Genomic DNA, 22,663 nt, shown 5'->3' on the forward strand with positions numbered 1-22,663 from the left:
CCGGGGCCTTTTGCTTTTGGCGTGATGGTTCGCTGCTGCCCAACACCGTGAGCCCGTAGCCTTCAGCGGAGGTAGATCGTTCTTACGATGTCCAGGAGGCTGGCATCCCCTATCCAATGGAAGGCATGCCATCCGGCCCGACGGGCTGCTTCGACATTTTCTTCAGTATCATCCACCAGAAGGGTCTGCTTCGGATCAAACCCGCTTCGTCGGAGGGCCATTTCGAAGAACAGGGGATGCGGTTTTCGCGCCCCGACTTCGGCGGAGCAGATCATTCCGTCGACATGTTTTCCAAGACCCAGATGGTTCATCAGATGACTGGCGCGCAGATGTTCCTGATTGGTCGCAAGGAAGATGCGCACGCCGCATCGACGCAGCTCGTCACAATCTGCCAGAATTTCGGTATTCATGCGGGCGTCCCTGGAGAACCAGTAATCGACGAGCTGCCGCGCCGACAGGAACGGCGCAATTTCCGTCAGGCAATCCTCAAGCACATCGAGAAGCGGCTTCTTTCCCGTAACGATATCTGTCCAGAAGGGGGCGAAAAAGGCAGTGCGCAGCTGGTCCGGGCTGATGCCGAGATCGCGATGCATATCCGTCTCCCACGGCAAGCCGTCTTGCGAACGCCCGTTGATGACCACCCCGTCAACGTCCAGCATGAGACAGAAAGTCATCGTTCCCTCCGCACCACATCCAGACCCTAGCGGATCTTGAGCGAAGGATTACACGCGGATGACCACAAAGTCCCGGTGGCCGTCAAAGACTGAGATGTCATCCCGGCAGGTGTCACTCCTGCGACCGTGCTCGCGCGAAGAGGAAGTCCCGCGGGCCGGGTTCACTCCCCCTCCGCCCGTTCCGGCAGTCCCTCATGGTCGGTGGAGGCAAGATCTTCCAGCTCGGCCTCGGTCATCGACTTGTACATCTCTTTCGACGCGCCCTTCAGGTCGCGGACACGGGTTTCGCCGCGTTTGGCCGACAGGGCGGCCCCGGCGGCACGTTGCTGGGCTTTGGAAACGGCGGGCATCGGCAGGTCTCCTTCGGCAAAGGATCGGTTGCGCTATCCCGGTCAACCCATGCGCCCCCCACGAAGTTCCCGCCTCAGGCCTGCGACCTTGCGGTTCCGGAACCGGGCGACAGGTCCAGACCCGCGGCCCCCCCTTCCCCGCCAAAAATCCGGCGCTATGATCCGGCCATGCCCTATCAATGGCTTCCCCCCGAGGGCCAGACGAAGCGCCTGCATCTCTGGCCGCACCGTTCGCTGGACCAGCGCGGATTCGTGCTGTTCATCGGCGCGACGGCCGGGCTGATCGCGGCCCCGGCGCTGGCCGTCCTCGGCTCGCCCGTCCTGTGGGCCCTGCTGCCCTTCCTCTTGGCCGCCGTGGGGGCGATCTGGTTCGCGCTGCGCAAGAATGCACGCGACCGCGAGATCATCGAGGATCTGACCCTTGCCCCCGACCGCATGGTCCTGACCCGCCACGGCCCCCGCCGCCAGCACCGCGCATGGGAGGCCAATCCCTATTGGGTCCGCGTCACCTGCCACCCCAAGGGCGGCCCGGTCCCGAACTACCTGACCCTGTCCGGCGGCCCGCGCGAGGTGGAGATCGGCGCCTTCCTGTCCGAGGAGGAGCGGCTGGCGCTCAAGAACGAGTTGTCCACGGCCCTGAACGGGCTGCGGGGCATCTGAGCGCACCTGCGGCGACAAAGGGGAGAAGGCGCGCCGCTAGGCGGCGGTGATCAGCCGAACCGGCCCTTCACCAACGCGCCCACGGCGCCAAAGTCCATCTGGCCGGCGTATTTCGCCTTCAGCACGGCCATGACGCGGCCCACGTCGCGGATCGTCGCCGCGCCGGTTTCGGCAATTGCCGCTTCGATCGCAGCCGTGGTTTCTTCCGACGAAAGCTGACGCGGCAGGAATTCCTGAATCACCGTGATTTCGGCGAGTTCCTTCTCGGCCAGTTCCAGCCGCCCGCCCTCTTCATAGGCGCGGGCTGATTCCTGGCGCTGCTTGATCAGCTTGCCCATGATGGCGGTGATCTCGGCATCGGGGACCATGCCCTCGCCGCCTTCGCCGCGGTTGGCGATGTCACGGTCCTTGATCGCGGCATTGATCAGCCGAAGGGTCGACAGGCGGTCGGCCTGCTTGGCCTTCATCGCCTCCTTCAGCGCGGTCTGCAAACGGTCTCTCAGCGACATGACATTCCCCAAACTGTCATACGATTTGGCAATCTATCCCGGATCGTCCTTTGGCGCAACCTCGCTGCTTTGCAGCAAGATACTGTAAAACATGAATATTTTCAGAATGCCCAAGCCTTGACCCTTGGCGCGGCTGTCTTTAGGTTCGCGCCAATTTGCCTGCCCCCATCCGACAGCCCGGAGACTCACCATGCCTGCGCCGCAGAATGCCACCGCCTGCCTTGCCCTTGCGGACGGAACGCTCTTCTACGGACGCGGCTTCGGCGCGGTCGGAGAGACGGTGGCCGAACTGGTCTTCAACACCGCGATGACCGGCTATCAGGAGATCATGACCGATCCCAGCTATGCCGGGCAGGTGGTGACCTTCACCTTCCCGCATATCGGCAACACCGGCGTGACGCCCGAGGATGACGAGACGACCACCCCCGCCGCCGCCGGAATGGTGGTGAAATGGGACGCGACCGAGCCGTCGAACTGGCGCGCCATGGGCGATCTGGAAGCCTGGCTGAAGAAGGTGGGCCGCATCGGCATCGGCGGGGTGGACACGCGGCGGCTGACCCGCGCGATCCGCCAGCAGGGCGCGCCGCATGTGGCGCTGGCCCATGACCCCGAGGGCAAGTTCGATATCGAGCGTCTGGTCGCCAAGGCGCGGGCGTGGCGCGGGCTGGTGGGTCTGGATCTGGCCAAGGATGTGACCTGCCCGCAAAGCTATACCTGGAATGAAAAACGCTGGGCCTGGCCCGAGGGCTATGCCCCGCGGAGCACGCCCGGGCTGAAGGTCGTGGCGGTGGATTACGGCGCCAAGCGCAATATCCTGCGCTGTCTGGCCAGCGCGGGCTGCGATGTGACCGTGCTGCCCGCCACCGCCACCGCCGAAGACGTGCTGGCCCATAGCCCGGACGGTGTGTTCCTGTCGAACGGCCCCGGCGACCCGGCGGCGACCGGCGCCTATGCGGTACCAATGATTCAGGGCGTGCTGGAAAAGGATCTGCCGCTGTTCGGCATCTGCCTTGGCCACCAGATGCTGGCGCTGGCGCTTGGCGCAAAGACCCGCAAGATGAACCACGGCCACCATGGCGCGAACCATCCGGTGAAGGACCTGACCACCGGCAAGGTCGAGATCACCTCGATGAACCACGGCTTCACCGTGGATGCCGACACTCTGCCCGAAGGGGTGGTGGAAACCCATGTCTCGCTGTTCGACGGCACCAATTGCGGCATCGCGATGAAGGACCGTCCGGTCTTCTCGGTCCAGTATCACCCCGAGGCGAGCCCCGGCCCGCAGGACAGCTATTATCTGTTCGAGCGTTTTGCCGAGGCGATGAAGGCGCGCAAGGCGGGCTGACCCAACTCGAGCCGGCGCGTCTTAACCCGCCATTAACCATCGCTCGGCCACCCTGTCATGAACAGGGACGGCCGGCATGGCGATCGAAAAGCCGAACACATTTCAATCCCGACAGCCGGTCGCGCTGCCGGACCCGGCCGGGGCCTTCCTCGCGCTGGCCTTTCCGGCCGGGGCGCCGCCCCTGAGCGAGGATCAGCGGCTTTCCCTGGCCGAGGCCTGTTTCGGTACCCGCCGCCTGCGCCCCGCAGAAATGACGCCCGACTCGCGGCTCATCGCGCGCTATGGGGCGCTGAACTGCCTGCGGCAGGGCCTGCTGCCGGTGCGCCGGGCGGGCGGGCTTGTCCTTGTCGCAACCTCAGAGCCAGAACGCTTTGCCGACCGCCGCGCCGGGCTGGCCGCTGCGCTTGGCGGGCGGGTGGCCATGGTGCTAGCCTCCACCGTCCAGATCGAGGCGGCGCTGCTGCAGGCTTGTGGGCCAGAGCTGGCCCGCGTTGCCGAAAGCCGCGTCCGGCTGGACGAAAGCTGCCGCACCTGGGGCGGGCCGGATCTGCGCGCGGGCGCTCTGGCCCTCGTCATGGCTTTTGCCGGCATGGCGTTCTTTGACCCGATATTGCCGGGCCTGATTCTGGTGGTTGCGGCCGTTCTGGCGCTGCTCTCCGGCTTCGTCCTCAAACTGGCCGCGCTGCGCGCTGCGTTGCGCCCCCCGCCCAAAGAGCCGCCACCGCCGCTGATCGCGCGGTTGCCGGTCGTGTCGGTCATGGTGGCATTGTTCCGCGAAGGTGACATTGCCGCCCGGCTGGTGGAGCGGCTGTCGCGGCTGGATTACCCGCGCGATCTTCTGGACATCGTGCTGGTGGTCGAAGAGCAGGACCACCTGACCCGCAATGCCCTGGCCGTGGCCGATCTGCCGGGTTGGATGCGCACCGTTGCCGTGCCGCATGGTGCGGTCAAGACCAAGCCGCGCGCCCTGAACCATGCGCTGGACCAGTGCCGCGGCAGCATCATCGGCATCTATGACGCCGAAGACGCACCCGAGCCGGACCAGATCCGCAAGGTGGTGACCCGGTTCCACAGCCGCGGGCCGCAGGTGGCCTGCCTGCAGGGCCGGCTGGATTACTACAACCCCTGCACCAACTGGATCTCGCGCTGTTTCACACTGGAATATGCCGCATGGTTCCGGGTGCTGCTGCCCGGTGTCGCACGGCTGGGGCTGATGGTGCCCCTTGGCGGCACGACGCTGTTCTTCCGCCGCCCCGTGCTGGAGGAGCTGGGCGGCTGGGATGCCCATAACGTGACCGAGGACGCCGACCTTGGCATCCGCCTGTTCCGTCGCGGCTACCGCACCGAGATTCTGGACACCGTGACCTATGAAGAGGCGAATTGCCGCCCCGTCGCATGGGTCAAGCAGCGGTCCCGCTGGATCAAGGGCTATATGATGACCTGGGCCGTGCACATGCGGAACCCGGTTCTGCTGTGCCGTCAGATCGGCTTTCGTCGCTTTGCCGGGTTTCAGGTGCAGTTTCTGGCCACCCTGCTCAGCCAACTGCTGGCGCCGGTGATCTGGCTGTTCTGGCTTCAGCCCTTCGGCCTGGACCATCCGATGACAGGGCCGGTGCCCTGGGCGCTGGCCATGACGGTGGCCGTGATGTTCTTCCTGTCTACCCTTCTGGACATGGCGGTGACGCTGATCGCGCGCCGCCGCGCCGGACACCGGTTTTCACCGCTGTGGATTCTGGCGCAGCATGCCTATTTCCCGCTGGCCACGCTGGCCGCTTACAAGGCGCTGCGCGAGATGATCACCGCGCCCTTCTACTGGGACAAGACCAGCCACGGCCATTTCGACCAGCCGCAGAGCCCGCATTAGCAGGGTCCCAACAGGCCCGCAGCTCAGCGCAGGCGCAGCTCTCCCGCCTCGACGCGCAGCCGCGTCTCGAAGGCGCGGCTGATATGGGTCTTCAGCGCCTGATAGGCGGCATCGCCATCGCGGGCCGCAATCGCCGCCACGATGGCCGCATGTTCCGTCAGCGCCACCTCGTCCCGACCTTCGGCCGCGAAAGAGGTTTCGGCCATCAGCGCCATGCTGCGGTGCACAAGGTCCAGCTGCTGCACCAGATAGCGGTTGTGGCTGGCCAGATGGATCTGCTTGTGGAACCGTTTGTTGGCCCGGCTCAGCGCGCGGGGATCGCCGCCCAGAAGGGCCTGATCCTCGGCCACCATGCTGTGCAACACGCGGATTTCCTCATCCGTGGCATGGCGCGCGGCCAGACGGGCGGCCAGCCCCTCCAGCTCGGTCCGCACGGCATAAAGCTCGGACAGCTGGTTGTGATCCAGCGAGGCAACGATCAGGCTGCGCCCGTCGCGCGACAGCATCGACTGTGTTTCCAGCCGCTGCAACGCCTCGCGCACCGGGGTGCGGGACACGCCGAACCGCTCGGCCAGCTCGCTTTCGACCAGCCGGTCGCCGGGCTTGTAGGTCCCGGCCTCGATCGCCTCGACGATCAGCGTATAGGCATCCTTCTGCACCGGCCCTCCCGCCGTCTTGAACCTGTTACAGGCGCAGCACCCTAGACCCGGCTCCGGCGCCGATCAACCCTCCGTTGGTCCCTTTCCCCTGCCCGCCCAAGGGCGTATCAAGCGCCCATGCCAAGCACATCCTTCCGCCATGTCGACACCTGGGTCTTTGATCTGGACAATACGCTTTACCCGCCCGCGATGCGCGTGTTCGACCAGATCGAACGGCGTATGACCGATTGGGTCATGACCCGCCTCGGGGTGGACCGTGACCAGGCCGACCGCCTGCGCGCGCAATACTGGGCGCTTTACGGCACCACTTTGGCCGGGCTGATGCACGAACACCGGATCGAGCCGAGGGAATATCTGGCCGATGTCCACAACATCGACTTTTCGGTTCTGTCGCCCGATCCGGCGCTGGCGGCGGCCATTTCGGCCCTGCCCGGACGGCGGATCGTGTTTACCAATGCCGACACGCCCTATGCCCACCGGGTGCTGGCGGCGCGGGGGCTGACCGGCCTGTTCGATGCCGTCTATGGCGTGGAAAACGCGGGCTACCGGCCAAAGCCCGAACAGGCCGCCTTTGACGCGGTCTTCGCGCTGGACGGGCTGAACCCCGCCACGGCGGCCATGTTCGAGGATGATCCCCGCAATCTGGCGGTGCCCCATGCGATGGGAATGCAAACGGTGCATGTCGCGCCCGAAGCCGCGCCCGCCCCGCATATCCATCACCACACCGACGATCTTGCCACCTTCCTGCGCCTGTTGCGACAGGGCTGAAGCGTCGCAGGACAGATTGCCGCACTGCGGCATCGCGTCTCTTTGCCGGCGCGGGAAAATGATTATTCCAGATACATCTCTGGAAAGGACTCTGCCATGGCCCAAGCCGCCGCCGTTCCCGCTGCCCCCTCGCGCTTTGATCGCATCCTGTTCTCGCTGCCGATCATCGGCATCTTCGCCCGCGACATTGCCCGCGACGTGAACAACGTGTTCTGGTTCCTGCCGATCCTGATCCTTGGACTGGTGCTGGCGGTGCAGGCCTGGGGTCTGGCCGCGCTGACGATCTTTGCCCTGTGCCTTGTGCCGATGATGTTCCTGTTCTTCGTGGCAATCACCTGGCCGTAACCAGGGGCGGGCCGGGACAACCTGTCACTGGCCCCCGCCCCCACGCCCGGCTATTCTGCCGGGCATGAGCGTGACGACAACCGATATCCTGATTTCCGGCGGCGGTGTTGCCGGGCTGACCGCCGCGGCGGCCTTTGGTGCGGCCGGGTTCCGCGTGATCTGCGTAGACCCCGAACCGCCGGTAACGGACGAAACCGCCGCCACCGCGGACCTGCGGACCACGGCCTTCCTGCAACCCTCGCTGCCGGTGCTTCAGGCCGCGGGCCTCTGGGACCGGCTGGCCCCCCATGCCGCCGCGCTGCAGATCATGCGGATCGTCGATGCCGGCGGGCCGCAGCCGGAGGCGCGGATCGTCAAGGATTTCAACGCCGCCGATATCTCGGACCGGCCCTTCGGCTGGAACCTGCCCAACTGGCTTCTGCGGCGAGAGATGGTGGCCCGGCTGGCCGAATTGCCCAATGTGGACTTCCGCCCCGGCACCGGCACCGCCCGCGTCTTCACCCGCGCGGCAGAGGCACGGGTTACGCTGACCGATGGCACGACCGTCTCGACAAAGCTGCTGATCGGCGCCGATGGCCGGAATTCCCCGGTGCGAGAGGCACTTGGCATCCCGGTCACGACCCGCCGCTACGGCCAGAAGGCGCTGGCCTTCGCCGTCACCCACCCGCTGCCGCATCAGAATGTCTCGACCGAGGTGCATCGCTCCGGCGGGCCATTCACGCTGGTGCCGCTGCCTGACCGCAATGGCGGCCCCGCCTCGGCCGTGGTCTGGATGGAGACCGGGCCGGAGGTGGCGCGGCTGGCCGCCCTGCCCGTGCCGGAGTTCGAAGCGGCGATGACCGCGCGGTCCTGCGGCATCCTTGGTCCGCTGACGCTGGCCTCGCGCCGGTCGGTCTGGCCGATCATCAATCAGGTCGCGGCGCGGATGTCGGGCGAACGCACCGCCCTGATCGCCGAGGCGGCCCATGTCGTGCCGCCCATCGGCGCGCAGGGGCTGAACATGTCGCTGGCCGATCTGCGGGTGCTGCTGGATCTGGCCTGTGCCCATCGGGACGACCCCGGCACCGCGGCCATGCTGGACCTTTACCACCGCCGCCGCCACCCGGAGGTGGAGCTGCGCGCCCGCGGGATTGACCTGCTGAACCGCAGTTCCATGCTGTCCGCACCGCTGCTGCGCGATCTGCGCGCAGGCGCGTTGGATATGCTTTATTCGGTGTCTCCGGTGCGCCGCACCCTGATGCGCGCCGGGCTCGGCCTGCGCTGATCTGACCGAATTTCCAGCAAATCCGCGGGTTTCGTCCCCAAGGGGGCGAAAAACCATTGCCCTGTGCCGCCGCCTGCTGCTACCCTGACGCGAACAAAGACAGGCCGGAAACCGGCCACGAGCAGACGCAGACAGGCATGGCAAGCATATCGATCCTCTCCGTCGCCGCGGTGAGCGTCACCAATATGGCGGGCGCGGCCACACGCAACGGCAATACCCTGACGAACGCCCTCTGGGGCGATGCGTTCAGTTGGGAAGTGCCAGACAATCTGAAATTCACCTTTGATTTTTCGAACCAGACCACCCTGAACTTTTCGGATTCCGACGGAATCCTGAAAGACGACCCCTATAACGGCGATCAGGTGGCGGACCAGAAGCTCACCTCCCCCGTCACCATCGGCGGGCAGACCTGGACACCGAACAGCTCCAACACCCGCTGGCAATGGCCGGCGCCTGTCACGGTCGAGGATGAGTACCACGTCACCCTGTTCGATGCCGCGGGCAAATCCTACACGCTCGTCGCCGTGTCGATCACCAGCGGCTATACCACGCAGGTGGTGGGCGTCACCTTTCTGGGCGAAGCGCCGCCTTCGGGCACGACGCTGTATTATATTCAGGGCAAGTCCACCTATAACGGCAACCCCCAGTCCCCTATTCCGAACCTGACGGTCACGCCGCCCGCGCCACCCTGCTTCCTGCGCGGCACGCGGATCGGCACACCGGACGGCCCCCGCCCCGTGCAGGCGCTGCAGGCGGGCGATCTGGTGATGACGGCCGATCATGGTGCGCAACCCATCCGCTGGATCGGTTCGGCCCGGGTGGCCGCAGAGGGCGACCTTGCCCCGGTGCGGATCGGTGCCGGTCAGATGGGCAACGACCGGGATCTGCTGGTTTCCCCCAACCACCGGCTGCTGGTCAGCGGCGGTCAGGCGGAACTGCTGTTCGGCGAGGAGGAGGTGCTGGTCGCCGCGCAGCATCTGGTCGATGGCGAAGGGGTAACGCGCGAGCCGATGCCGCAGGCCGAATATTTCCATATCCTGCTGGACCGGCATGAGATCCTGAGCGCGGAAGGCGCCCCGGCCGAAAGCCTGTATCTGGGGACCGAGGCCTTGCGCGGCCTGTCACCGGAAGCCCGGGCCGAGATTGCCACCGTCTTCCCCACGGCGCCATGGCGCCGCGCCCTGTCGCGCCCCGCCCTGACCGGACGCGAGGGGCGGCTTCTGCGCGCCGCTTAACGCATCCCTGCCAGGATCGGCGGGACCCCGGCCTTGGTGCAGGCCGGGGAAAGGCGGAACAAAACCCACAGTTTGCCAGTCATGTTTTGCCTTCGACCCGGGCCGGATCGAAGGCAGCGCGGCCTAAAGCACCGCCTCCACCCCGCGGGTCAGACGCGCCACCGTGCCGTCCACATCCCCCAACTTGTCCAGCCCGAACAGGCCAAGACGGAAGGTGCGGAACGCCTCGCCCTCGCCCACCTGCAGGGGGACACCGGCGGCGATCTGCAGGCCCAGCTCGCGGAATTTCGCGCCGTTCTGCACCTGCGGATCGGCGGTATAGCTGACCACCACGCCCGGCGCCTGATAGCCTTCGGCCGCCACCGACATCACACCGCGACCTTCCAGCAGCGCCCGCACACGGCGGCCCAGCTCCCATTGCGCGGCCTTGGCCTCGGCAAAACCCATGGCCTTGGTCTCCAGCATGGCATCGCGCAGGCCAAGGATGGCATCGGTGGGCATGGTGGCATGATAGGCGTGGCCGCCGTCCTCATAGGCCTTGATGATCGCGCGCCATTTCTTCAGATCCAGCGCAAAGCTGTTCGATTGTGTCTCCGCCAGCCGCGCCTCGCCCCGCGGGCCAAGTAGGACGATCCCGGCCGAGGGCGAGGCGCTCCACCCCTTCTGCGGGGCCGAGATCAGCACATCGACCCCGGTGGCCTCCATATTCACCCAGATCGCGCCACTGGCGATGCAGTCGAGGACGAAGATCGCCCCAATCTCATGCGCGGCCTTGGCGACGGCGGCGATATAGTCATCGGGCAGAATGATGCCGCTTGCGGTTTCCACATGCGGGGCAAAGACCGCCTCGGGCTTTTCGGCATAGATCTTGGCCACCACATCCTCGACCGGCGGCGGCGCATAGGCCGCAGGCGGCGCATTCCCCGGCGCGCGGGCCATCAGCACATGCACTTCGGGCGTGAAGCCGCCCGCCTCGAAAATCTGGCTCCAGCGGAAGCTGAAGAACCCATTGCGGATCACCAGCACCCGGCCCTGCCCGAACTGCCGCGCCACCGCCTCCATCGCGCAGGTGCCGCCGCCGGGGACCAGCGCCACCGCGCTGCCGTGATAGACCTCGCGCAGCAGGGATGAGACATCGCGCATCACCCCCTGAAACCGCGCCGACATGTGGTTCAGGCTGCGGTCGGTGAAGACCACCGAAAACTCCTCCAGCCCCTCGGGGTCGATATGGTCATGCGGCAGTTTCATCGGCAGGTCCTCCCATTGCCGGCGCAGCCTAGCGCCCTCTGGCGCGCGCCGCCAGCATCACAAAGCCGCAGCAGCCTCTTCCTCTTGATCCAAATACTCTGGGGGTCCGGGGGTGAAACCCCCGGGGCGTCACCCCAAAGGCCCCGGCCGCCGCTCCTCGGTCAGGACCACATTGGCCTCGACATTGCCCACGCCGGGCAAGGTCATCACCCGCCGCCGCAGCACCCGTTCGAAATCGGCCAGATCGCGGGCCACCACCCGCAGGCGGTAGTCGAACAGGCCCAGCACATGCTGCACCACCTGCACCTCGGGGATGGCCGTCGCCGCGCGCTCGAAATCCTCCAGGCTGACCCGGCCCTTGGTGGCCAGCTTGATGCCCAGAAACACGGTGACGCCAAAGCCAAGCGCGGCGCGGTCCACCTCGACCCGCGTGCCCGCCAGAACCCCCGCCTCCTCCAGCCGCCGCACCCGGCGCCAGGCGGCGGGCTGCGACAGGCCCAGACGGCGGCCCAGTTCCCCGGCGCCCAGACCGGCATCCGCGGACAGTGCGCGCAGGATCGCGCGGTCGGTATCGTCCAGATCCAGGCTCACAGCGGCAGCCCCCCCTCATCTTTGATGGTAGAGATCAGCATCAGCGCCTCCACCTCGGCGATATGCGGCAGGGTCAGGATGCGGGCCCGGTAAAGCTCGGTCCAATGCGCCATGTCGCGGGCGATAACGTTCAGGCGCAGATCGACGGTGCCGAGGAAGGTCTCGATCGCCAGCACCTCGGGCACCTCGCGCGCGGCGGCGATGAATTCGTCAAAGGCGCGGGGATCGGTCTTGTCGAGGGTGAAGCGGAGCGAGACCTCCACCTCATAGCCAAGCCTGCGCCAGTCGATCACCGCGTTCTCCGACCGGATGACACCGCCTTCGCGCAGCCGCTCCAGCCGGCGCCAAAGGGTGGCCGTCGTCACCCCGGCCCGCGCCGCCAGATCGCCGCGCGGCAGGCCGGGTTCGGCCAGCCAATGGCGCAGGATGCGCCGGTCCGTGTCGTCGATCTGCATGGATTATCCGTCTGACCACCATATGGCGCATGAAAATTCGCACATAGGCCGCAGATCGTCAAACATTGCACGGATCACGCGGCAGATTTTCCTATTCTGCCCCCATCTACAGCAAAGGAGAACGCCATGCGCGTTTACTATGACCGCGACGCCGATGTGAACCTGATCAAGAACATGAAGGTCGCGATCCTCGGCTACGGCAGCCAAGGCCACGCCCATGCGCTGAACCTGCGCGATTCGGGTGCGAAGAACGTCGTCGTCGCGCTGCGCGAAGGCTCGCCCTCCGCGAAAAAGGCCGAAGGCGAAGGCCTGAAGGTCATGGGCATTGCCGAAGCGGCGGCCTGGTGCGACCTGATCATGTTCACCATGCCCGACGAGCTTCAGGCGGAAACCTATAAGAAATACGTCCATGACAACCTGCGCGAAGGCGCGGCGATTGCCTTCGCCCACGGCCTGAACGTGCACTTCGGCCTGATCGAGCCGAAGAAGGGCGTCGATGTCATCATGATGGCGCCGAAGGGCCCGGGCCACACCGTGCGTGGCGAATACACCAAGGGCGGCGGCGTGCCCTGCCTCGTGGCCGTCCATCAGGACGCGTCGGGCAAGGCCATGGACATCGGCCTGTCCTACTGCTCGGCCATCGGCGGCGGCCGTTCGGGCATCATCGAAACCAATTTCCGTCAGGAATGCGAAACCGACCTGTTCGGCGAGCAGGCCGTTCTTTGCGGCGGTCTGGTCGAGCTGATCCGCATGGGCTTTGAAACCCTGGTCGAGGCCGGCTACGAGCCGGAAATGGCCTATTTCGAATGCCTGCACGAAGTGAAGCTGATCGTGGACCTGATCTACGAAGGCGGGATCGCCAACATGAACTACTCGATCTCGAACACCGCCGAATATGGCGAGTATGTTTCGGGCCCGCGCATCCTGCCGTATGAAGAAACCAAGGCCCGGATGAAGGCGGTTCTGACCGACATCCAGACCGGCAAGTTCGTGCGCGACTTCATGCAGGAAAATGCCGTCGGCCAGCCGTTCTTCAAGGCGACCCGCCGCATCAACGACGAACACCAGATCGAACAGGTCGGTGAAAAGCTGCGCGCCATGATGCCCTGGATCTCCAAGGGCAAGATGGTCGACCGTTCGCGGAACTGACCAGACTGGCGGGGAACCTCCGCCAGCCACAGAATCCGGGCCGGAGGAGCGATCCTCCGGCCCTTTCGTTTATTGCGCCAGCCGTGCGGCCAGATCGTCCCGCACCCATTGCGGCCATTGGCTGTTGTCGGCGGGGAACATATGGTCGGTCGCGTCACCATCCTCCCGCCAGAAGGCAAAGACCTGCTGACGGTCACGGTCCAGCCACAGAAGCGCGAATTCGGTCTGGCAAACCAGCTTGGTGCAGGCCTCGCCCCGGTAGCCCTGCGCCACCAGCCCGCCCGAGCCGAGCCCCGACAGGATGCGCGACAGGGTTTCCCACTCTGCCGGGGGCAGCCCTCCGGTCAATGCGGCATAGACCGGCGCAACCTTCAGCGCCTCAACCGGATGGGCACGGTCCAGAACGGCCAGATCGCCCCAGCCTTCAGTTGCATCCGGGGCAAAGGCCTGATCGGCGCCGGGCGCAAAGCCCGCGGCGGGGGTCCAGGTCCACACCTCTCCCGGCAGGTCGGGCAAGGGTTCCGAGGACCAGACCAGCGCCTCCGGCCCCGGCTCCAGCGCCATGTAGGAACAGGTATCAATCGGCCCGTCCAGCCGGGCGGCCTGGCCTTCGGGCAGCGACAGCACGAACGGCGCCGCATCGCAGGCATTGCCGCCCGGACCCGAAACCCCGGTCAGCACCGGCATGCCCGCGACGGTCAGTTCCTGATCCAGAAGGATCAGCCCGTCTTCCAGCACGACCTGCCCGTCCACCCGCAATTCCTGCATGAAATCATCGGTGTCGGTGACGGTCACCTCATGCCCGGCCACCTGTCGCGGATCCTTGGGGCCTGCCCCTTCCTCCGCCAGCGCCGCCGCAACCAACGCCAGAAGCGCGGTGCCTGCGAGAAAAGCCTGTTTCATGCCTCTGCTCCGTATCCTGTTGCAAAGACAATCCTCCGACGCTGCGGAAAGTTCCAGCCCGGCGCGCGCCCGACGCACCCGGGCAGGCCGGAACCGGCCAGCCATGCGCGCACTGCAACCCCGCCTTCCGCAGGCGCTTTGCTGCTTTCGGGCCCGCCGGCAAAGGCGTAACGCGCAGAACGGATATCGGATTTCGGCAATGCCGCCGATAGCGCAATAAAATTACCCGGATACCACAATGACCGAAACAACCCTTGCCCAAGGCGCGCGCGCTACAGCGAAGACTGGCCCGGTGAATTCGCCGCGGCAGGTGCTGCTGGCCAGCCTGATCGGCACCACCATCGAATTCTTCGACTTCTACGCCTATGCCACCGCCGCCGTTCTGGTCTTCCCGGCGCTGTTCTTTCCGGGCAGCGACCCGATGACGGCGCTGCTGGCCAGTTTCGCCACCTTCTCCATCGCCTTCTTCGCCCGGCCCTTCGGCGCCATCGTCTTCGGCCATTTCGGCGACCGGGTGGGCCGCAAGGCCACGCTGGTGGCGGCGCTTCTGACCATGGGTGTGTCCACCGTGATCATCGGTCTGTTGCCGACCTATGCGCAGATCGGCGTCGCGGCACCCTTGCTGCTGGCGCTGTGCCGGTTCGGGCAGGGCTTTGGCCTTGGCGGTGAATGGGGCGGCGCCGTGCTGCTGGCCACCGAGAACGCCCCCGAGGGCAAGCGCAGCTGGTATGGCATGTTCCCGCAACTGGGGGCGCCGGTGGGCCTCTTCCTGTCGTCGGGCTTCTTCTGGGTCCTGCTGCATTACATCACCGAAGAGCAGTTCCTGACCTGGGGCTGGCGCCTGCCGTTCCTGACCTCGATCCTGCTGATCGGGCTGGGGCTCTGGGTGCGGCTGTCGATCACCGAGACGCCGGAATTCGCGCAAGCCATCGAGAAGGAAGAGCGGGTGCAGGTCCCGGTGGCCGAGGTCTTCCGCAACCACAAGCGCAGCCTGTTTCTGGGCACCTTTGTCGCGCTGGTGACCTTCGTGCTGTTCTACATCTGCTCGGCCTGGCTGTTGTCCTATAACGTCAAGGTGCTGAAGATCCCCTTCGTTCAGGCGCTGGAGGTGCAGATCTATGGCTCCGTCATCTTCGGGCTGGCCATCGTTCTTGCGGGCAAGGTCGCGGACCGCACTGGCCGTTACGGCTTTCTGATCGCGGTCACGGTCGCCATCGGCATCTTCTCGTTCTTCCTCGCGCCGCTGACCACCAGCGGGCTGGCCACGATCTATCTCTTCGTGACCATCGGCATGGCCCTGATGGGGCTGACCTACGGGGTGATCGGTGCCGCGCTGGCCGCCCCCTTCCCCACACGGGTGCGCTATACCGGGTCGTCCATCACCTTCAACTTCGCCGGGATCTTCGGCGCCTCGCTGGCGCCCTATGCGGCCACATGGCTGCAGGCGAACCATGGCATGGCCTCGGTCGGCTATTACCTGCTGGGTGCCGCGGTGATCACGCTTCTCTGCGTCATCGCCTCGGGCCGGGACGAGGTTTAAACGACAAGGGGGCAAGGCCCGTCGGCCCTGCCCCCTTATCCTGTCCGGCGATGGCGCTCAGACCGCCGCTTCGACCGCGCCCACGATGTCATCCACCACATCGGACAGCAGCGCCGGATCCTCGCATTCCGCCATGACGCGGATCAGCGGCTCGGTCCCGGATTTGCGGATCAGCAGGCGGCCCTTGCCCGCGATGCGGTTTTCGCCCGCCGCAATGGCCGCCTGAACCGAGGGCACCTCCAACGGCGTAGCGCCCGCGGCAAAGCGAACGTTCTTCAGCATCTGCGGCACGGTGTCGAACTGGCGGGTCAGCGTGCTGGCCTTTTCTCCCGTCCGCACCATTTCGGCCAGGAATTGCAGCCCCGCCAGCAGCCCGTCGCCGGTGGTGGCGTAATCGGTCATCACGATATGGCCGGATTGTTCGCCCCCAAGGTTCCAGCCGCCGCGACGCATCGCCTCGACCACATAGCGGTCGCCCACGGCGGTGCGCTGCAATTGCAGGCCGCGGGCGGACAGGAACCGCTCCAGCCCCAGATTGGACATCACCGTCGCCACCAGGGTATCGCCGCGCAACCGGCCGTCCTCGGCCCAGCGGGCAGCCATCAGCGCCATGATCTGATCGCCATCAGCCACCGTGCCGCGTTCGTCCAGGATCATCACCCGATCGGCATCACCGTCCAGCGCGATGCCGACATGGGCGCCATGGGCCACCACCGCCTCAGCCGCGGTCTGCGGATGGGTCGATCCGCAACGTTCATTGATATTTGTGCCATTGGGCGAGACGCCGACCGGGATCACCTCGGCCCCCAGCTCCCACAGCACTTCGGGCGCGGTGCGGTAGGCGGCGCCATTGGCGCAATCCACCACCACCTTAAGCCCGTCCAGCCGCAGCCCGGCCGGAAAGCTGGTCTTGACGAATTCCTGATAGCGGCCGCGGCCATCTTCGATCCGGCGGGCACGGCCGATGTTCTGCGCCTGTGCCAGCGCGATCTCGCCCTCCACCATGGCCTCGATCTCGGCCTCGGCCTCATCCGAGAGCTTGAAGCCGTCCGGTCCGAAGAACTTGATCCCGTTGTCCTGATGCGGATTGTGGCTGGCGCTGATCATCACGCCCAGATCGGCACGCATGGATTTGGTCAGAAAGCCCACGGCGGGGGTGGGCACCGGCCCCAGCAGCAGAACGCTCATCCCGGTGGAGGTCAGCCCCGCCGTCAGCGCGTTTTCCAGCATATAACCTGACAGCCGCGTATCCTTGCCGATCACCACGCGGTGCGCACCACCGCCTGCCGGGCGGAAATAGCGGCCCGCGGCAGCCCCCAGCTTCAGCGCCAGTTCCGCCGTCATCGGCCAGGCATTGGCCCGGCCCCGCACGCCGTCGGTGCCGAAAAGCTTGCGTGTCATGCTCTGTCCTCTTCCTCTGCCCCGGCCATGGCCAGCCACAGGCGCAGGGCCTGCCGGGTTTCTTTTGTATCATGAACGCGCAGGATCTGCGCCCCGGCCGCCGCCCCCTGCAGCGCCACGGCGACCGAGCCTGCCATGCGGTCTTCCGCCATTTCAGCCCCGCCAAGCGTGCCGATGAACCGCTTTCGGCTGGCCCCCAGCAGGATGGGGGCGCCCAGGCCATGCAGCGCGGGAAGGCCGCGGATCAGGTCAAGGTTATGCGCCGCCGTCTTGCCGAAACCGATGCCGGGATCGGTCACGATCCTGTTTTCGGCAATGCCCGCGCGCAGGGCCGCCTCCATCCGTTCGGCCAGATGGTCCAGCACCTCGGTCAGCACGTCGCGGTAATTGGCATGGGCCTGCATCGTCTCGGGCGTGGCGACCGAATGCATCAGGCAGACCGGCACACCCCGTTCCGCAACCAGTGCGGCCATCCGGGGATCAAACCGGAGGGCGGTGACATCGTTCACCATATCGGCGCCCGCATCCAGCGCCGCCTCGGCCACGCGGGCCTTGCGGGTGTCGATGGAGATGGGCGTGGCGATCCCTGCCTCCCGGATCGCGCGGATGACCGGCGCGGTGCGGGCGATCTCTTCATCTTCCGGCACCTCGCGCGCGCCGGGTCGGGTGCTTTCGCCACCGATGTCCAGAATGTCGGCATCCGCCGCCATCACCTGCGCGCGCGCCACGGCGGCGGCCAGATCATTGTGGCGCCCGCCGTCGGAAAAGCTGTCGGGCGTGACGTTCAGGATGCCCATGATCCGCGGCCGGTCCAGGGACAACCCGCACAGGGGCGCCCGCACCGCCGACAGCCGGTCCCGCAACCCGGGCGAGACGGAGGCCGCTGCAAACGGCCCCCCCGCCCCGCGCAACAGCGCGGCCCGGTCCCAGACCACCGACCGGCTGCCCGCCAATGCCAATGTCCCGGGCGCCGCGGGCAAGCGGGGGATCGGCAGCGGCATCAGATAGGCGGTCATCCATGTCTCCGGCAGGGCGGTGCCCCCGGTTTGGCCCTGCGGCAGCGCTTTGGCAAGCCCGGGCTCAGGCGCGCTCGACCGGCACGCGGCTTCCTGCCGGGATTGCAACATCGCCGTGAAGCACGATCCGCTCTGCCGCCATCTGTTCTGCCAGCCACAGCGCCAGCGCCACCGGCTCGCGGCTATGGGGGCCGTCGGCGGCGTCCAGCACCAGCTTCGACGGGGCCCAGACGACCGAACGGCCGCGCTTGATCGCCCAGTCGATCTCGGTCCGGCTGGCGACGACCACACAGCGCGGATCACGCGCGGCCAGAACCCAGGCATTCTGCTCGATCGCCAGCAGGTCGATCCGGCGCTGCGTCGGCTTGTGCCCGGTCTGCGGCCGCGGACCTTCGGGCAGGCCCACGCAGAAGATCACCGGCAGGCCGCGCCCGATCAGCGCATCCAGCCGGAGGCCAAGGTCCGGCGCAGCGATGGTGGCATTGTCCAGCCAGACCACCAAGGGATGCACGGCCGCCCCCTCCACCCGCACCGGCACCTCGGCGCGGGAGCGGACGATCTCCACCCCAAGGGCATAGGGGCCGACATCCAGCTTTTCGATCCGCACGAAGACGCGCATCGCCGCGGGCTCCGCCAACAGACGTTCGGCCACCTTTTCCGCCAGCGTCTCCAAGAGGTTCAGCCGCTCGGCCGCCAGCGCCTCGGCAATCGTTTCGGTGATGCGGTCATAGGACAGGATGCGGTCCACGTCATCGTCCAGCGGCACCGGCGCGGGCCGCACCTCGACCACCACGTTGAAGCGCAGCCGCTGTTTCAGCCCGCGCTCCTTCTGGAAGGCGCCGATATCGGCCTCGACCACATGGTCGCGCAGGGAAATACGGTCGCGCGGCGCGGCCCCGGCCGAGGCTTCGGCCCGCTCTTCAGGATGCGCAAAGGCAAGGGTGATGTCGCTGGTGGTCATGGCGTCGCTCCCGGGCCGGGCTTTGGCGCCAGACTAGGGGCGGCGCGCGGGCTGGCCTTGCCTCAAGACGGCAGGCGGCGCAAGTCCTGCGACATCCGGCGCGCGGTCAGCCGCGGGTGCCGGGCTGCCGGTAGAACAGATGCGCCCCGATGGCGGCGGTGCGGGGGAACCGCTTCGACCAGACCGGCGCGACGGCGCGGGTGTGGAAATGGGTGGCACCTTCGGTCAGCTTGCGCGGCGCACCGTCCAGCATCAGCCGGGCGATCCGCATGGCCAGCGCCCGGGCGCCGGGTTCGCGCATGACATCCGAAGCACCGTCGCAGGCGTAAGAGAACTGGCACGCACCGCCGCCGCCCTGTTTCACCACCCCGCAGACCGAGGCCGGATAAAGCCCGCTGTCGCGGCGGTTCAGGATGACCTCGGCCACGGCGAATTGCCCGGCCACGGATTCGCCCCGCGCCTCGTGATAGATCGCCTCGGACAGGCATTGCCATTCGGCATCGCCGGTGGGCGCGGGCTGCGCCATGACCCATGCGGCGGAATAATGCAGTTCGGCAGGTTCGGCCTCCGCCTCGCCCTTCTTCTTGCGCAGGACCACCTTCTTGCCCTTGGGGGCTTCCTCTGCCGCAGCGGTCTTTTCAGCCACCGACGTTGCGGCCTTTTCGGGCCCGCTGGCGATGGCGCCCAGATCGGCACCGGACAGCGCCTTCAGCCGCATTTTCTCCGAGGACAGAAGCACCGACATCTGATCGGCAATCGCTGCATCGGGCGTGTTTTTGTCGCTGCGCGAGACCTCTGCCTGCGCCGACGGGGCAAGGGCCATTCCCGCGGCCACCGCGGCGGCCAGCATCTTCCCTGTGCGTTCCATGCTCTGTCCCAAAGCTGTTTCAGCGGTCCCGACAGGGCCTGCCGGTTCACAAGGGCGCGATTAGGACAGATTTCTGTGGCCGGTAAACCTGTGTTGCATTTTTGCCACATCATTTCCGACGGGATCGGCGGAAAGCCGCCGAGATTCTTAAGGCATCACTTCAGGATCACGCCACAAACACATGATATAGTGTCGTTAATTCAACTATCCACATGGTCGTTCAGCGCCAGATGCGCCGCTGCCAGACGGGCCATGGGCACCCGATACGGGCTGCAAGAGACGTAATCGAATCCCGCCCGGCGGCAGAAGGCTATCGATTCGGGGTTCCCGCCATGCTCGCCACAGATCGACAGGGTCAGGTCCGACCGCGTCTCCCGCCCGCGTCCGGCCCCCATGAGAAGCAGCTCTCCCACCCCGTCCACGTCAAGAATATGGAACGGATCTTCGGGGAAGACGCCCTGCTGGACATAGGTGTTCATGAACCGCCCGGCATCGTCACGGCTGAGGCCATAGGTCATCTGGGTCAGGTCGTTGGTGCCAAAGGACAGAAAGGCCGCATGCTGCGCGATCTCTCCGGCGCGCAGGGCCGCGCGCGGGGTTTCCACCATGACGCCCAGCTTGAAGTCGAAATCCGCCTTGGCACGGGTGCGCACCATGGCGGCCACCGCGTCGATCCGGGTCTTCACCAGCTCCACCTCGCGCCGGGCGCTGACGAGGGGGATCATCACCTCGGGCACCACCGGCGCGCCGCGGCGGGCGCTTTCCAGCGTCGCCTCGAAAATCGCCTGTGCCTGCATGTCATAGATTTCGGGCAGGACCACGCCCAACCGGACACCGCGCATGCCCAGCATCGGGTTCACCTCGCGCAGCGCCTCCACCCGGCGGGTGACTTCGGACAGCGGGCGGTCCAGCGCCTCGGCCAGTTCGCGCATGCCTTCGCGGGACGAGGGCAGGAATTCGTGCAGCGGCGGGTCGAACAGGCGGATACAGACCGGCAGGCCGTGCATGATTTCGAACAGCTGGACGAAATCGGCGCGCTGCATCGGCAACAGCCGCGCCAGCGCCGCCGCCCGGTCGCCGGGGCTGTCGGCAAAGATCATCTCGCGCATGACGATCAGCCGGTCTTCGTCAAAGAACATATGCTCGGTCCGGCACAGGCCGATGCCCTGCGCGTCGAACTTGCGCGCCGTCGCCGCATCGGCGGGCGTGTCGGCATTGGCGCGCACCCCGATGTCGCGGAACTCATCCGCCCAGCTGAGGAGCATGCGGAAAGCTTCGTCCAGCGCGGGTGGCAACATCACCGCCGCCCCGGCCAGTGCCTGCCCCTTCGATCCGTCGATGGTGACCACATCGCCCGCACGGAACACCCGCCCGTCCGAAGCGGTGATCTTCTTCTCGCGCGCGTCCAGCCGCAGGTCCGAGGCGCCCACCACGCAAGGAAGGCCCAGACCGCGGGCGATCACCGCGGCGTGGCTGGTCATGCCGCCGCGTTCGGTCAGCACCCCCACGGCGGAATGCATGCCGCGAATATCCTCGGGCGCGGTTTCGCGGCGGACAAGGATGCAATCCTCGCCCCGGGCCGCATGGGCCTGCGCCTCTTCGGCGGTGAAGACCAGCTTGCCGGTCGCCGCACCGGGCGAAGCCGCCATCCCGCGCGCGATCACGTCGCGCGGGGCACGCGGGTCCACCTGATGGTGCAGAAGTTCGGACAGCGCCCGCGGTTCCACCCGCAGCACGGCATCCTTCTTGTCGATCACCCCGTCTTCGGCCAGCGCGACGGCGATCTTCAGCCCGGCCCGGGCCGAACGCTGCACCTTCACCGCATCCAAGACCGACAGCCGCCCGTCCTCGACGGTGAATTCGATCTGCATCTCCTCGCGCAGGCCGATGCGGCAGGCGGCGCCGTGGCGCAGCAATTCCGCGAACAGGTCGGGCGCCAGCTCCTCCAGCGAGGGGCCGCGCGGGTCGCGGGTCAGATACATCGCCTCCTGCGCGGTCAGCGCGTCACGGCCCTGGCTCTGGCCCAGATAACGCCCGGTCACCCGGCGGGTGCCGGTCACGCTGTCGACGAACTGGATCACGCCCGAGCCGGAGACGCCCTGCCCCAGCCCCTGCGTCATCTCCTGCACCACAAGGCCCAGCCCGGCATCCGCAGGTGCGCCCTTGGCCGCGCGCAAGAGCCGGGCCGAGGTGCCTTCCCATGCCCGGGCAACAGAGCGGAGCACATCGGACAGCTGCCGCGCGGGATCCTGCGGGAAAGGCTCGTCAGTCTCCGCTTCGTAAAGCTTCAGGACCTCGCCCAGGGCGCCCTTCCCCGGCTCGATGTCCTCGAACATATCGGGGTCAAGCCGGGCCACATGGATGGCGTATTTTTGTATGAAGCGAACACAAAGGGCGTCCGCCGCCTCCCGCCCATGGGTTTCGGTCAACAGGCGGTGGCGGTTTGCATTCAGCCCCACATTCAGAATCGTCGCAGGCCCGCCCCATTCCGGCTCGGCCGGGGACGCCCGGACCGAAACCAGCGGCTCCGGCCCGAAAGCAGCCAGAATCCCCGCCGAATCCACCGGATGGCCCGCGGCGATGGCGCGCACCGTATCAGCCGGCAGCGCCACCGATTTCGGGACCGGCAGCTCCAGCCGGACCAGACGCTGCAGGCATTTCGCCTTCCACCCATGTTCGGCTGTCACCACCCGCGCGGCGGGGGCGATCTCGACATATTCGGGAATCGGGTCGAATTTCTGCACCGCAGCATCCTCTTTCCCCGGCAGGATACGCCGGAAATGCCGCCGCGCAAGGGGAAGCCGCGGCGGGGGCTTTCCGCCCCCGCACCCCCGAGGATATTTGCACCAGTATGAAAG

22 protein-coding genes are annotated in these 22,663 nt (G+C 66.7%); 9 read left to right on the forward strand and 13 right to left on the reverse strand.

Features of this window, described 5'->3' with window-relative positions; all coding sequences use genetic code 11:
* Positions 1 to 62: 62 nt before the first annotated feature.
* Both ACO2Q5_RS13320 and ACO2Q5_RS13325 read right to left on the reverse strand, forming a co-directional pair.
* Complete coding sequence (locus tag ACO2Q5_RS13320) at positions 63 to 674, reverse strand: HAD-IA family hydrolase (protein ID WP_423291790.1); 612 nt, start codon at positions 672 to 674, stop codon at positions 63 to 65.
* 161 nt (positions 675 to 835) lie between these two features.
* Entirely contained in the window at positions 836 to 1,024 is a 189-nt protein-coding gene (locus ACO2Q5_RS13325; protein WP_423291792.1) for a DUF3008 family protein, read from the reverse strand.
* A 168-nt stretch (positions 1,025 to 1,192) separates the two neighbouring features.
* On the opposite strand from ACO2Q5_RS13325, the gene ACO2Q5_RS13330 reads away from it, so the two are divergent.
* Positions 1,193 to 1,684: a DUF2244 domain-containing protein gene (locus ACO2Q5_RS13330; RefSeq protein ID WP_423291794.1), complete on the forward strand. Its 492-nt coding sequence runs from the start codon at positions 1,193 to 1,195 to the stop codon at positions 1,682 to 1,684.
* A gap of 50 nt (positions 1,685 to 1,734) precedes the next feature.
* Here ACO2Q5_RS13330 and ACO2Q5_RS13335 read toward each other — a convergent pair whose 3' ends face one another.
* Positions 1,735 to 2,193 carry a GatB/YqeY domain-containing protein gene (locus ACO2Q5_RS13335; RefSeq protein ID WP_423291796.1) on the reverse strand — a complete coding sequence of 153 codons (459 nt, stop codon included), beginning with the start codon at positions 2,191 to 2,193 and terminating at the stop codon, positions 1,735 to 1,737.
* Between the two features lie 190 nt (positions 2,194 to 2,383).
* Between ACO2Q5_RS13335 and carA the strand changes: the two genes are divergently transcribed.
* A complete protein-coding gene (gene carA, locus ACO2Q5_RS13340) occupies positions 2,384 to 3,538 on the forward strand; it encodes a glutamine-hydrolyzing carbamoyl-phosphate synthase small subunit (RefSeq protein WP_423291798.1) in 1,155 nt (384 codons plus the stop codon).
* Between the two features lie 76 nt (positions 3,539 to 3,614).
* A complete protein-coding gene (locus ACO2Q5_RS13345) occupies positions 3,615 to 5,402 on the forward strand; it encodes a glycosyltransferase (protein WP_423291799.1) in 1,788 nt (595 codons plus the stop codon).
* A 23-nt stretch (positions 5,403 to 5,425) separates the two neighbouring features.
* Here ACO2Q5_RS13345 and ACO2Q5_RS13350 read toward each other — a convergent pair whose 3' ends face one another.
* Positions 5,426 to 6,061 carry a GntR family transcriptional regulator gene (locus ACO2Q5_RS13350; RefSeq protein WP_423291801.1) on the reverse strand — a complete coding sequence of 212 codons (636 nt, stop codon included), beginning with the start codon at positions 6,059 to 6,061 and terminating at the stop codon, positions 5,426 to 5,428.
* 117 nt (positions 6,062 to 6,178) lie between these two features.
* Here ACO2Q5_RS13350 and ACO2Q5_RS13355 point away from each other — a divergent pair, with 117 nt between their 5' ends.
* From ACO2Q5_RS13355 to ACO2Q5_RS13370, 4 genes are all read left to right on the forward strand, one after another.
* Complete coding sequence (locus tag ACO2Q5_RS13355) at positions 6,179 to 6,829, forward strand: pyrimidine 5'-nucleotidase (protein ID WP_423291803.1); 651 nt, start codon at positions 6,179 to 6,181, stop codon at positions 6,827 to 6,829.
* 96 nt (positions 6,830 to 6,925) lie between these two features.
* Complete coding sequence (locus ACO2Q5_RS13360) at positions 6,926 to 7,174, forward strand: hypothetical protein (RefSeq protein WP_423291805.1); 249 nt, start codon at positions 6,926 to 6,928, stop codon at positions 7,172 to 7,174.
* Positions 7,175 to 7,238: 64 nt separating this feature from the next.
* Positions 7,239 to 8,438: a UbiH/UbiF family hydroxylase gene (locus ACO2Q5_RS13365; protein ID WP_423291807.1), complete on the forward strand. Its 1,200-nt coding sequence runs from the start codon at positions 7,239 to 7,241 to the stop codon at positions 8,436 to 8,438.
* A gap of 137 nt (positions 8,439 to 8,575) precedes the next feature.
* Positions 8,576 to 9,673, forward strand: coding sequence for a Hint domain-containing protein (locus ACO2Q5_RS13370; protein ID WP_423291809.1), 1,098 nt, complete (start codon positions 8,576 to 8,578; stop codon positions 9,671 to 9,673).
* 123 nt (positions 9,674 to 9,796) lie between these two features.
* On the opposite strand, the gene ACO2Q5_RS13375 is transcribed toward ACO2Q5_RS13370, so the two are convergent.
* The 3 genes from ACO2Q5_RS13375 to ACO2Q5_RS13385 all read right to left on the reverse strand — a co-directional run bounded on the left by ACO2Q5_RS13375 (position 9,797) and on the right by ACO2Q5_RS13385 (position 11,967).
* Positions 9,797 to 10,921, reverse strand: coding sequence for an aminotransferase class V-fold PLP-dependent enzyme (locus ACO2Q5_RS13375; protein WP_423291811.1), 1,125 nt, complete (start codon positions 10,919 to 10,921; stop codon positions 9,797 to 9,799).
* 129 nt (positions 10,922 to 11,050) lie between these two features.
* On the reverse strand, positions 11,051 to 11,512 hold the full coding sequence (locus tag ACO2Q5_RS13380) for an Lrp/AsnC family transcriptional regulator (protein ID WP_423291813.1): 462 nt from the start codon (positions 11,510 to 11,512) through the stop codon (positions 11,051 to 11,053).
* A complete protein-coding gene (locus ACO2Q5_RS13385; RefSeq protein ID WP_423291815.1) occupies positions 11,509 to 11,967 on the reverse strand; it encodes an Lrp/AsnC family transcriptional regulator in 459 nt (152 codons plus the stop codon). The genes ACO2Q5_RS13380 and ACO2Q5_RS13385 overlap by 4 nt, the downstream gene beginning before the upstream one ends.
* Positions 11,968 to 12,093: 126 nt before the next feature.
* On the opposite strand from ACO2Q5_RS13385, the gene ilvC reads away from it, so the two are divergent.
* Positions 12,094 to 13,116: a ketol-acid reductoisomerase gene (gene ilvC / locus ACO2Q5_RS13390; protein WP_423291817.1), complete on the forward strand. Its 1,023-nt coding sequence runs from the start codon at positions 12,094 to 12,096 to the stop codon at positions 13,114 to 13,116.
* A gap of 69 nt (positions 13,117 to 13,185) precedes the next feature.
* On the opposite strand, the gene ACO2Q5_RS13395 is transcribed toward ilvC, so the two are convergent.
* A complete protein-coding gene (locus ACO2Q5_RS13395; protein WP_423291819.1) occupies positions 13,186 to 14,019 on the reverse strand; it encodes a hypothetical protein in 834 nt (277 codons plus the stop codon).
* A 238-nt stretch (positions 14,020 to 14,257) separates the two neighbouring features.
* On the opposite strand from ACO2Q5_RS13395, the gene ACO2Q5_RS13400 reads away from it, so the two are divergent.
* Positions 14,258 to 15,559, forward strand: coding sequence for an MFS transporter (locus ACO2Q5_RS13400; RefSeq protein ID WP_423291821.1), 1,302 nt, complete (start codon positions 14,258 to 14,260; stop codon positions 15,557 to 15,559).
* A 57-nt stretch (positions 15,560 to 15,616) separates the two neighbouring features.
* Here the strand turns inward: ACO2Q5_RS13400 and glmM are convergent, their stop codons facing one another.
* From glmM to ACO2Q5_RS13425, 5 genes are all read right to left on the reverse strand, one after another.
* Positions 15,617 to 16,960 carry a phosphoglucosamine mutase gene (gene glmM / locus ACO2Q5_RS13405; protein WP_423291823.1) on the reverse strand — a complete coding sequence of 448 codons (1,344 nt, stop codon included), beginning with the start codon at positions 16,958 to 16,960 and terminating at the stop codon, positions 15,617 to 15,619.
* Positions 16,957 to 17,976 carry a dihydropteroate synthase gene (folP, locus tag ACO2Q5_RS13410; RefSeq protein ID WP_423291825.1) on the reverse strand — a complete coding sequence of 340 codons (1,020 nt, stop codon included), beginning with the start codon at positions 17,974 to 17,976 and terminating at the stop codon, positions 16,957 to 16,959. Before folP ends, glmM begins: the two co-directional genes overlap by 4 nt.
* 64 nt (positions 17,977 to 18,040) lie before the next feature.
* Entirely contained in the window at positions 18,041 to 18,937 is an 897-nt protein-coding gene (locus ACO2Q5_RS13415; protein ID WP_423291827.1) for a dihydroneopterin aldolase, read from the reverse strand.
* Positions 18,938 to 19,043: 106 nt separating this feature from the next.
* Positions 19,044 to 19,805, reverse strand: coding sequence for a cell wall hydrolase (locus ACO2Q5_RS13420; RefSeq protein WP_423291829.1), 762 nt, complete (start codon positions 19,803 to 19,805; stop codon positions 19,044 to 19,046).
* A gap of 200 nt (positions 19,806 to 20,005) precedes the next feature.
* Positions 20,006 to 22,549, reverse strand: a complete 2,544-nt coding sequence (locus ACO2Q5_RS13425) for a putative PEP-binding protein (RefSeq protein WP_423291831.1) — start codon at positions 22,547 to 22,549, stop codon at positions 20,006 to 20,008.
* Positions 22,550 to 22,663: the final 114 nt, after the last annotated feature.

It is taken from the genome of Neotabrizicola sp. VNH66, assembly GCF_049445895.1.
In the GTDB taxonomy this organism is placed as follows: Bacteria; Pseudomonadota; Alphaproteobacteria; order Rhodobacterales; family Rhodobacteraceae; genus Pseudogemmobacter.

Coding starts and splice junctions, on each gene's coding strand:
- ACO2Q5_RS13320 (WP_423291790.1), bottom strand. CDS start 674: ATGACTTTCTGTCTCATGCTGGACGTTGACGGGGTGGTCATCAACGGG.
- ACO2Q5_RS13325 (WP_423291792.1), bottom strand. CDS start 1,024: ATGCCCGCCGTTTCCAAAGCCCAGCAACGTGCCGCCGGGGCCGCCCTG.
- ACO2Q5_RS13330 (WP_423291794.1), top strand. CDS start 1,193: ATGCCCTATCAATGGCTTCCCCCCGAGGGCCAGACGAAGCGCCTGCAT.
- ACO2Q5_RS13335 (WP_423291796.1), bottom strand. CDS start 2,193: ATGTCGCTGAGAGACCGTTTGCAGACCGCGCTGAAGGAGGCGATGAAG.
- carA (WP_423291798.1), top strand. CDS start 2,384: ATGCCTGCGCCGCAGAATGCCACCGCCTGCCTTGCCCTTGCGGACGGA.
- ACO2Q5_RS13345 (WP_423291799.1), top strand. CDS start 3,615: ATGGCGATCGAAAAGCCGAACACATTTCAATCCCGACAGCCGGTCGCG.
- ACO2Q5_RS13355 (WP_423291803.1), top strand. CDS start 6,179: ATGCCAAGCACATCCTTCCGCCATGTCGACACCTGGGTCTTTGATCTG.
- ACO2Q5_RS13360 (WP_423291805.1), top strand. CDS start 6,926: ATGGCCCAAGCCGCCGCCGTTCCCGCTGCCCCCTCGCGCTTTGATCGC.
- ACO2Q5_RS13365 (WP_423291807.1), top strand. CDS start 7,239: ATGAGCGTGACGACAACCGATATCCTGATTTCCGGCGGCGGTGTTGCC.
- ACO2Q5_RS13370 (WP_423291809.1), top strand. CDS start 8,576: ATGGCAAGCATATCGATCCTCTCCGTCGCCGCGGTGAGCGTCACCAAT.
- ACO2Q5_RS13375 (WP_423291811.1), bottom strand. CDS start 10,921: ATGAAACTGCCGCATGACCATATCGACCCCGAGGGGCTGGAGGAGTTT.
- ACO2Q5_RS13385 (WP_423291815.1), bottom strand. CDS start 11,967: ATGCAGATCGACGACACGGACCGGCGCATCCTGCGCCATTGGCTGGCC.
- ilvC (WP_423291817.1), top strand. CDS start 12,094: ATGCGCGTTTACTATGACCGCGACGCCGATGTGAACCTGATCAAGAAC.
- ACO2Q5_RS13395 (WP_423291819.1), bottom strand. CDS start 14,019: ATGAAACAGGCTTTTCTCGCAGGCACCGCGCTTCTGGCGTTGGTTGCG.
- ACO2Q5_RS13400 (WP_423291821.1), top strand. CDS start 14,258: ATGACCGAAACAACCCTTGCCCAAGGCGCGCGCGCTACAGCGAAGACT.
- glmM (WP_423291823.1), bottom strand. CDS start 16,960: ATGACACGCAAGCTTTTCGGCACCGACGGCGTGCGGGGCCGGGCCAAT.
- folP (WP_423291825.1), bottom strand. CDS start 17,976: ATGACCGCCTATCTGATGCCGCTGCCGATCCCCCGCTTGCCCGCGGCG.
- ACO2Q5_RS13415 (WP_423291827.1), bottom strand. CDS start 18,937: ATGACCACCAGCGACATCACCCTTGCCTTTGCGCATCCTGAAGAGCGG.
- ACO2Q5_RS13420 (WP_423291829.1), bottom strand. CDS start 19,805: ATGGAACGCACAGGGAAGATGCTGGCCGCCGCGGTGGCCGCGGGAATG.